Below are 9,095 nucleotides of genomic sequence, written 5' to 3' on the forward strand. Positions count from 1 at the left end.
CTCCACGGGCGACTTCGTCAATCTGTCATGCAAATCACCTAATAGGCGGCCAACGGATCACGGTGATTGCGGGTCGGATCGCCCTACAACAGATACGTGATCGATCGCCAATGGTTGGAGCGGGATATCGTCCTTGTCCCGCTCTGACGGATACCGGAGCCTGTTCATGCGCTACGCCATTTGTTTCACCCCGCCGATGGCCGACCCGCTTTCCGCGACGGCCGCGAGCTGGCTCGGGCGCAACGTCTATTCCGGCGAACCTGCGGAGCTTCCTTCGGTGGCGGGCCTCAGCACCGCCGACATCGCCTATCACACCGCCGTCCCGCGCCGTTTCGGCTTTCACGCGGTCATGATGTCGCCCTTTCGGCTGCATTCCGAGAGGACCGAGGCGCAACTCCTGAAGGCGCTGATGCACTTTGCCGGCGCCCAGACGCCCTTCGAGGTCGATCGCCTCGAGGTCGCGCGCATCGGTCGCTCATGGGGGCTCGTGCCGCAGGTCCCCAGTGCTGCCATGCATTTGCTGGCGGCCAATGTCGTGCAGGAATTCGATGCTTTCCGGGCGCCACTATCGGAAGACGAGATCGAGCGGTCCGATCCGGACCGGCTGACTGCGCCGCAGTTCTCCAACCTCTATCGCTGGGGCGATCCGCACGTGATGGACGAGTACCGCTTTCACATGATGCTGACCGGGCCGCTTGCCAACGACGCCTTGCGCCAGGTGGAGGCGCCGCTGCGCGAACTGTTCGATCCGTGCCTGGCAAGGCCGATTTCGATCGGCAGCCTGGCCCTCTTCGTCGAACAGGAAACCGGCGCCCCGATGCGGGTGCATTCGCAGCATCCGCTCGGCAAGATCTCGACGAACTCGCGGCTCGAGCGGGCCAAGCGCGCGGTCGTTGACCCGTCGATCGGGTCGGGCGCGATGCGGCCCCTGCCGCTCATCGTTGCAGCGCTGATGGCGCAGCGGTAACTCGAAGTATGCTATCGCCCAAACAGCAGTGAAGCCGGATAGGGCAGCGCCAGCGGCGGCATGTCGGCGGCCGAGACATAGCGAAGCGATTTCGTCTCGCCGTCGAGGATGGGTTTCTGGGCTCCCGTGATGCGGCAGCGGAAGAGGGTCACGACGTATTCGACCCGGTCGCCGTTTGGATAGGTGTAGCGGAAGTCCTTGCCGCCAAAGACGCCGAGGATATTGTCGATCGAAACCGGAAAGCCGGTTTCCTCCATGACTTCACGGATGATCGCTTCGGCAGGCGTCTCGCCCAGCTCGATCGCGCCGGCCGGCAAGCTCCAGCCTTCGCCGCTCGCCTTCTCCTGCAACAATAACTGCGCCTCGGCGTTATGTATGACGGCGGCGACGGATGGGCAGAGCAGGAGATCGGATCCGATCTTTTCGCGAAGATTTTGGATGTAGGATTTCATCGTCTTGTGCCGGTCGGTTGACGTCACCGGGCAGCTAAGTTCGTTTCGCGCGCGGCCGCAACTCTGGATCTCGAGAGATCGCCGTGGCGTGGCGAGAAAGGGCACGCTTCCCGGACAGATTTCGGTATCGACAATCCGCCCGGCGGTGATACCGTCGCCCAAAAATACCGAAGGATGATTTGATGTCTGAGACCAGCTATCCGCGCGACCTCGTAGGCTATGGCCGCAATCCGCCAAAGGCGAACTGGCCGGGTGACGCGCGTATCGCCGTGCAGTTCGTGCTGAATTACGAAGAAGGTGGCGAAAGCTGCATTCTCGATGGCGACCCGGCTTCCGAGTGCCTGCTGTCGGAAATCGTCGGCGCGCAGCCCTGGGCCGGCCAGCGCAATCTCAACATGGAATCGATCTACGAATACGGGTCGCGCGTCGGTTTCTGGCGGCTCTGGCGCATGTTCACCAGCCGCAACGTGCCGCTGACCGTCTACGGCGTCACCCAGGCCATGGCCCGCAACCCCGAGGCTGTCGCCGCGATGAAGGAAGCCGGCTGGGAAATCGCCAGCCACGGGCTGCGCTGGCTCGAATACAAGGATTTTCCCGAAGAGGTCGAGCGCGAGCATATTCGCGAGGTCGTGCGGCTGCACACGGAACTCACCGGCGAGCGGCCACTTGGCATCTACCAGGGCAAGCCTTCGGCCAACACGCTGAAGTTGGTGCTGGAGGAGGGCGGCTTCCTCTATTCCTGCGACAGCTATGCCGACGAGCTGCCCTACTGGGTGCCGGGTCTTTCCGCCGACAAGCCGCACCTGATCATCCCCTATACGCTCGACGCCAACGACATGCGCTTTGCGACCAACCAGGGCTTCAACTCCGGCGACCAGTTCTTCACCTACCTCAAGGACACGTTTGATGTGCTCTACGAGGAAGGGCGCGCCGGCGACGCCAAGATGATGAACATCGGCCTGCACTGCCGTCTCGTCGGCCGCCCGGGCCGGGCCGCGGCCCTTGCCCGCTTCATCGATTACGTCATGTCGCACGACAAGGTCTGGGTACCCCGGCGCATCGACATCGCCAACCATTGGTACCAGCATCACAAGCCGGAAGGGGCGCTCTGATGTCCGATCGCGATGACTTCGTCGCCCGTTTCGGTGGCGTGTTCGAGCATTCTCCCTGGGTTGCCGAACGCGCCTTCGACCGCGCCGCTGCGACCGGGCTGACGGCAGGCACCGTGCATTCGGCGCTTTGCCAGGCCTTCCGCACGGCGCTGCCGCGCGAGAAGATGCAGGTGCTGCGCGCGCATCCGGATCTGGCGGGCAAGCTCGCGGTCGCCGGCAAGCTGACGGCGGATTCGACGGCGGAGCAGGCGTCTGCCGGCCTCGACCGGCTGACGCCGGAGGAACACCAGCGCTTCACGGCGCTCAACGACGCCTACACCCAGAAATTCGGTTTCCCCTTCATCATCGCGGTGAAGGGACTGACCAAGGGCCAGATTCTCTCGGCCTTCGAAAGACGCATTGACAATTCGCCGGAAGAGGAATTTGAAACCGCTTGCGTGCAGGTGGAGAAAATCGCCCGCCTGCGGCTGCAGTCGATGCTTCCTGGAGACGAAAATGCCTGACAATACCGTTCGATCCGTGTTCTTGCTCTTTCGAAGGGCAGTCGAGCCGGATCGTACGCCCGCAATTGGCGCGACCGCCTGCGAGGTCCGTGCCTGATGCCCCGCCTGCTCAAGATCGAACCACTGACGCGTGAAGCCTTTGCACCCTTCGGAACCGTGATCGAAGCGGACCCGGCAACGATGCGCTACATCAACGGTGGCAACACGGAACGCTTCCACGGGCTGGCGCGGGCCGATGTCGTCGGCGAGGGCGCGGGTGTCATCATCAATATCTTTCGCGGGCAGCCGCGCGCCTTTCCTTATGCGGTCTCGATGATGGAGCGCCACCCGCTCGGCAGCCAGAGCTTTTCGCCGCTCGACGATCGCCCCTGGCTGGTCGTCGTCTCCGAGGACGAGGACGGCCGGCCGGGCACGCCACGGGTGTTCCGGGCGAGCGGCAAGCAGGGTGTCAACTACGGCCGCAATGTCTGGCATCACCCGCTGATGTCGGTCGGCGCCGTCAGCGATTTCCTCATTGTCGATCGCGAAGGTCCGGGCAACAATCTCGAGGAGTTCTCCTATGATGAGCCGTTCGTCATCGAGAGCGCCACTTGAAGGGAGAAGCGATGAGCAGCACCGGCCGCCTGACGACCCACGTTCTCGATACGGCCCTCGGCAAGCCGGCCGAAGGCCTGCGCATCGATCTCTATTGGCTGGAAGGGGAAGAGCGGCAGCTGATCCGCACCGTTCACACCAACAGCGACGGTCGCGTCGACGGGCCGATGGTCGAAGGCATCGGCTTCATGGCCGGCAATTACGAGCTGGTCTTTCACGCCGGCGACTACCTGCGCCGCTCGGGCGCGACGCTGCCGGAGCCGGCCTTCCTCGACCGCATCCCCTTGCGCTTCGGCATCGCCGATCCGGCGAGCCACTACCACGTGCCGCTGTTGCTTTCGCCCTACGGGTATTCGACCTATCGCGGGAGCTGATTAGGGGTCTTGCGGTCGCTTCGCGTTGTGCGAGAAGCTCCCTCATCCTCGCCCCTGGGGCGGGGATCCAGCGACCCGACGTCTGTCGGGTCAAAAGACCTTCCAGCCCAAGGACTTGGGCTGCTGGATTCCTGTGACGAGCACAGGAATGAGGGATGTCCTGTTTAGAACCAAGCTGCCTGCTCTCACTCCGCCAATATGCTGCGATCCACATAGTTGATGTCGCGCTTGCCGCAGAGCGCCATGGTGATGTCCATCTCCTTGCGGATGATTTCGAGCGCCTTGGTGACGCCGTCCTTGCCCATGGCGCCGAGGCCATAGAGGAAGGGGCGGCCGATATAGGTGCCCTTGGCGCCCATGGCGACGGCCTTCAGGACGTCCTGGCCCGAACGAATGCCGCCGTCGACATGCACCTCGATCTGGTGGCCGACCGCATCGACGATGCGTGGCAGCATGCTGATCGAGGAATGGGCGCCGTCGAGCTGACGGCCGCCGTGGTTGGAAACGATGATCGCGTCGGCGCCGGTCGCTGCTGCCATCTTGGCGTCCTCGGGGTCGAGGATGCCCTTGAGGATCAGCGGCCCGCCCCAGCGTTCCTTGATCCAGGCGACATCCTTCCACGAGAGCTGCGGGTCGAACTGTTCGGTCGTCCAGGCGCCGAGCGAGGAGAGGTCGGTGACGCTCTTGGCGTGGCCGACGATGTTGCGGAAGGTGCGGCGCTTGGTGCCGAGCATCTTCATGCACCAGCCGGGGCGCGTCGCCATCTGCCAGAGATGCTTCGGCGTCATCTTCGGCGGTGCGGACAGGCCGTTGCGCAGGTCCTTGTGGCGCTGGCCGAGGATCTGCAGGTCGAGCGTCAGCACCAGCGCCGAGCATTTTGCCGCCTTGGCGCGATCGATGAGGTTGAGCACGAATTCGCGCTCGCGCATGACGTAGAGCTGGAACCAGAAGGGTTTCGTCGTCACCGAGGCGACGTCCTCGATCGAGCAGATGCTCATGGTCGAGAGCGTGAAGGGCACACCGAAAGCTTCGGCGGCCTGCGCCGCCAGCATCTCGCCGTCGGCGTGCTGCATGCCGGTGAGGCCGGTCGGGGCGAGGGCCACGGGCATCGACACCTTCTGGCCGATCATCGTCGTTTCGAGCGACCGGTTGGTCATGTCGACCAGCACCCGCTGTCGCAGCTTCACCTTGGCGAAATCCTCCTCGTTGGCGCGATAGGTGCCCTCCGTCCACGCGCCGCTGTCGGCGTAGTCGAAGAAGAGTTTGGGCACCCGGCGCTTGGCGAGCGCCTTGAGATCGCTGATTTCGAGGATTTGCGTCATGGAAATAGCCTTCGTCCAACAGGGATTGAACGAGCCATTACCATGTTTGCCGGAGGCTTGTTAATAGCGAGAACGCAAAGAGGTCAATTTTCTTGACCTCTTTGCGTTTAAGTGGATCAGGCAGTGGCCAATGCCGATTTCGCCGGCTTGCCGGCGACATAGGTTTCGACGATGGCGCGATCATCGCCCATGGTCTGCAGCAGGAAGAGCTCGTCGGCGAGAGAATTGACGACTTCGGCCCGAAGCGCCATTGCCGGCGTTGCCGCCATGTCGAGCACGATGAAGTCGGCGTCGGTGCCGGTTTCGAGTGTGCCGATCCTGTCGACCAGCGATAGTGCCTCGGCATTGCCGCGGGTCATCATGAAGAAGCTGTCGAACGGGTTCAGCCGTTCGCCCTGCAACTGCAGGATCTTGTAGGCCTCGTCGAGCGTCTTCAGCATGGAATAGCTGGTGCCGCCGCCGATGTCGGAGGCGACCGAGGTGCGCACCGGCTTGTCGCGGCGGGTCAGCGCCCGCAGCGGGAAGAGGCCCGAGCCGAGGAAGAGATTGGAGGTCGGGCAGAAGACGGCGACCGAGCCGGTTTCGCTCATGACGTCCGCCTCGCGCTCGGAGAGATGGATGCAGTGCCCGAACAGGCTCTTCGGCCCGAGCAGGCCATAGCGGGCGTAGACGTCGGTATAATCCTTGGCTTCCGGGTAAAGCTCGCAGGTGAAGGCGATCTCGTCGCTGTTTTCCGAAAGATGCGTCTGCACGTGCAGATCCGGGAATTCGCGCACCAGCGATTTGGCGACGTCCATCTGCTCGGGCGTCGAGGTGATGGCGAAACGCGGGGTGATCGCCACGTGGTTGCGGCCCTTGCCATGCCAGTCGCGGATGACCGCCCGGGTTTCGTCATAGCCCATTTGAGGCGTATCGAGCAGGCCCTGCGGGGCATTGCGGTCCATCATCACCTTGCCGGCGACCATGCGCATGTCACGGCGGAACGCCTCGGCGAAGAAGGCGTCGGCGGACGCCTTGTGGACCGAGCAATAGGCGGCCGCCGTCGTCGTGCCGTGACGCACCATTTCGTCGAAGAAGCGCGTCGCGATGCGCTCCGCATGGGCTGTCTCGACGAAGCGGCATTCTTCCGGGAAGGTGTAGGTGTTCAGCCATTCGAGCAGGTTGGCGGCATAAGAGGCCATGACCTGCATCTGCGGGAAATGCAGGTGCGTGTCGATGAAGCCCGGCACGATCAGGTGCGGGCGGTGATCGATTTCTTCGACGCCTTCGGGCGCGGTTTGCTTGACCTCGGCATAAGCGCCGCTGGCAACGATCAGGCCACCCTCCACCAGAAGTGCGCCGTCGCTCTCGTAGCCATAGGCGGCGCTGTCGTCGATCGACGTTGGCGCGCGGTGAAAGCTCAAGAGCCGGCCGCGAATGAGGGTGATGGTCATTGTGTCTTGCCTTCCTCGACGGCGCTTTCGAACCAGGCCGTCAGAAGCTGGCGCTCGTCCGTCGTCATGTCCGTTACATTTCCAGGCGGCATCGCATGGCTGCGCCCGGCCTGGATATAGATTTCGCGGGCATGGGCGGCAATCTCCGCGTCGCTTTCGAGTACGACACCTTTCGGCGCCTGGGTGATGCCCTCATAGACCGGTTCTGTCGCATGGCACATGGAACAGCGCGTCGAGACCGTGTCCTTGACGGCGGGGAAATGGGCATTGGCGGCGAAGCGCTTGAAGACCGGGGCCACGTCCGCCTTCTCGCCGCCGGTCAGCACCTTCGGCACGGTCGACAGCCACATGATCATGATGAAGAGAAGAGCAGTGACCAGCCAGGTCCAGGTCGGCCTGCCTTTGCGCGCGTGGGTGGTATTGAACCAGTGGCGGATGGTGACGCCCATCAGGAAGACGAGTGCGGCGATGATCCAGTTGAATGCCGTGGCAAAGGCAAGCGGATAGTGGTTCGACAGCATGAAGAAGATGACGGGCAGCGTCAGGTAGTTGTTGTGCAGCGAGCGTTGCTTGGCCTGGGCGCCGAGCTTCGGATCGGGCGTGCGGCCGGCGATCAGGTCGGCAACGACGATCTTCTGGTTGGGAATGATGATGAAGAAGACGTTGGCCGACATGATCGTTGCGGTAAAGGCGCCGAGGTGCAGGAACGCGGCGCGGCCGGTGAAGACCTGGGTGTAGCCCCAGGCCATGACCACCAGCGCCACATAGAGCAGCGCCATCAGCCCCCAGGTGTTCTTGCCGATCGGCGACTTGCAGAGCAGGTCGTAAAACAGCCAGCCGATGCCGAGCGAGGCGAGCGAAATCAGGATCGCCGTGGTGGCCGAGATGTCGAGCACGTGGCGGTCGATCAGGAAGAGATCGGCGCCGCCGTAATAGACGACACAGAGCATGGCGAAGCCCGAAAGCCACGTCACGTAGGATTCCCATTTGAACCAGGTGAGGTGTTCGGGCATCGAGGCTGGCGCCACCAGATACTTCTGGATGTGGTAGAAGCCGCCGCCATGGACCTGCCATTCTTCGCCATAGGCGCCAACGGGCAGGTGGTCGCGCTTCACCAGGCCGAGATCGAGCGCGATGAAGTAGAAGGATGAGCCGATCCAGGCGATGGCCGTGATCACGTGTAGCCAGCGCACGGCAAAGGCCAGCCATTCCCAGGCGATGGCGAACTCGTACATTCAGATCCCCTTGTCTCTCTGTCGCTTCACCTTGCGCAAAAACGAGCGACGGGAAAAGGGGGCTATCAGGTCCTCAAGCGCTATTTGCCTGCAGGAATTGCGGCGGGCAGAGTTCGCCGAGGATCCAGTCGCGGAAAATCCGGATCTTCGGCGTGTTGCGGCGGGCATGCGGATAGGCGAGCCAGTAGTCGCAACCGTCGCTGCAGCGCAGATCAAAGGGCTGGTAGAGACGGCCGAGTGCCACGTCGTCGGGGTAGAATTCCGGAGTGAGGATCGCGACGCCCTGGCCGGCGACGGCGGCGCGCGCCTCGAAGGTCTGGGCACCAAGCCGGCTGTGCGGCCGTCCCTCGAGGTCCGGGTCCTTGACGCCGGCGGCCTTGAACCACATCGGCCACCAGGGATCGCCGGCATCGATGATGCGAAGCTTCAGGAGGTCGCGCGGTTCATGCACGCCGCCGATGGTGGCCGCGAGCGCCGGGCTGAGCATCGGGTTGAATTCGACCCGCATCAGCGGATGGGTGTCGAGGCCCGGCCAGACGCCGCCGCCCGAGCGGATCGCCAGATCGGCGGGCTCGCGGGTAAAGTCGGTGAGCGAGTCGCTGGTCGTCAGCCGGACGGCGATGTTGGGATGGGCGAGCTGGAACGAGCCGATGTTGCGGGCAAGCCATTGCGAGGCGAAGGTCGGCGTCGAGCTGATCAGAAGTGCGCTGTCGATATCGCCGCGGGCATTGGAAACGGCCTCCTGCAGCATCTCGAAGGCTTCGGTCACCCGTGGCGCCATGCGCTGGCCGACGTCGGTCAGTGAGATCTGGCGCGGGCGGCGCAAAAACAGCGGCTCTCCGACATTCTCCTCGATCAACTTCACCTGGTAGCTGACGGCTGTCTGGGTCATGCCCAGCTCTTCGCCGGCCTTGGTGAAGCTGCCGAGCCTGGCGACCGCTTCGAAGACCCTGAGCGCATTCAGCGGAAACTGCTTCGACATCTTCATGGATAAGTTCTCTTGATGCATGCAGACGGATGTTCGATTGGATTTCGATCCTCCTCCACGGCATCCTTCAAGTCAACTTCCCAAGACGAACAGGTGCTGAAATGAGTTGCGACGC

10 protein-coding genes are annotated in these 9,095 nt (G+C 63.2%); 5 read left to right on the forward strand and 5 right to left on the reverse strand.

Annotation, left to right across the window (positions count from 1 at the left end):
* Window positions 1-166: 166 nt before the first annotated feature.
* Entirely contained in the window at window positions 167-967 is an 801-nt protein-coding gene (locus VGO12_RS11990; protein WP_327512971.1) for a DUF1045 domain-containing protein, read from the forward strand.
* Between the two features lie 11 nt (window positions 968-978).
* Here VGO12_RS11990 and VGO12_RS11995 read toward each other — a convergent pair whose 3' ends face one another.
* Complete coding sequence (locus VGO12_RS11995) at window positions 979-1,419, reverse strand: NUDIX domain-containing protein (RefSeq protein WP_327512972.1); 441 nt, start codon at window positions 1,417-1,419, stop codon at window positions 979-981.
* 182 nt (window positions 1,420-1,601) lie between these two features.
* Between VGO12_RS11995 and puuE the strand changes: the two genes are divergently transcribed.
* The 4 genes from puuE to uraH all read left to right on the forward strand — a co-directional run bounded on the left by puuE (window position 1,602) and on the right by uraH (window position 4,002).
* Window positions 1,602-2,531 (forward strand): allantoinase PuuE, encoded by a 930-nt coding sequence (puuE, locus tag VGO12_RS12000; protein ID WP_327512973.1) that lies wholly within the window; start codon window positions 1,602-1,604, stop codon window positions 2,529-2,531.
* A complete protein-coding gene (gene uraD, locus VGO12_RS12005) occupies window positions 2,531-3,034 on the forward strand; it encodes a 2-oxo-4-hydroxy-4-carboxy-5-ureidoimidazoline decarboxylase (RefSeq protein ID WP_327512974.1) in 504 nt (167 codons plus the stop codon). The genes puuE and uraD overlap by 1 nt, the downstream gene beginning before the upstream one ends.
* 96 nt (window positions 3,035-3,130) lie before the next feature.
* On the forward strand, window positions 3,131-3,628 hold the full coding sequence (locus VGO12_RS12010; RefSeq protein ID WP_327512975.1) for an ureidoglycolate lyase: 498 nt from the start codon (window positions 3,131-3,133) through the stop codon (window positions 3,626-3,628).
* Window positions 3,629-3,639: 11 nt separating this feature from the next.
* Entirely contained in the window at window positions 3,640-4,002 is a 363-nt protein-coding gene (gene uraH / locus VGO12_RS12015) for a hydroxyisourate hydrolase (protein ID WP_275020554.1), read from the forward strand.
* A 185-nt stretch (window positions 4,003-4,187) separates the two neighbouring features.
* Here the strand turns inward: uraH and VGO12_RS12020 are convergent, their stop codons facing one another.
* From VGO12_RS12020 to VGO12_RS12035, 4 genes are all read right to left on the reverse strand, one after another.
* The gene (locus VGO12_RS12020; RefSeq protein WP_327512976.1) at window positions 4,188-5,324 is read right to left on the reverse strand and encodes an alpha-hydroxy acid oxidase; all 1,137 of its coding nucleotides are present in this window, start codon (window positions 5,322-5,324) and stop codon (window positions 4,188-4,190) included.
* Window positions 5,325-5,440: 116 nt separating this feature from the next.
* Window positions 5,441-6,757, reverse strand: coding sequence for a guanine deaminase (gene guaD, locus VGO12_RS12025; protein WP_327512977.1), 1,317 nt, complete (start codon window positions 6,755-6,757; stop codon window positions 5,441-5,443).
* Complete coding sequence (gene puuD / locus VGO12_RS12030) at window positions 6,754-7,992, reverse strand: urate hydroxylase PuuD (protein ID WP_327512978.1); 1,239 nt, start codon at window positions 7,990-7,992, stop codon at window positions 6,754-6,756. The genes guaD and puuD overlap by 4 nt, the downstream gene beginning before the upstream one ends.
* Before the next feature lie 73 nt (window positions 7,993-8,065).
* Window positions 8,066-8,980, reverse strand: coding sequence for a LysR substrate-binding domain-containing protein (locus tag VGO12_RS12035; RefSeq protein WP_327512979.1), 915 nt, complete (start codon window positions 8,978-8,980; stop codon window positions 8,066-8,068).
* Window positions 8,981-9,095 lie beyond the last annotated feature (115 nt).

It is taken from the genome of Ensifer sp. (assembly GCF_035999135.1).
Lineage (GTDB): Bacteria > Pseudomonadota > Alphaproteobacteria > Rhizobiales > Rhizobiaceae > Ensifer.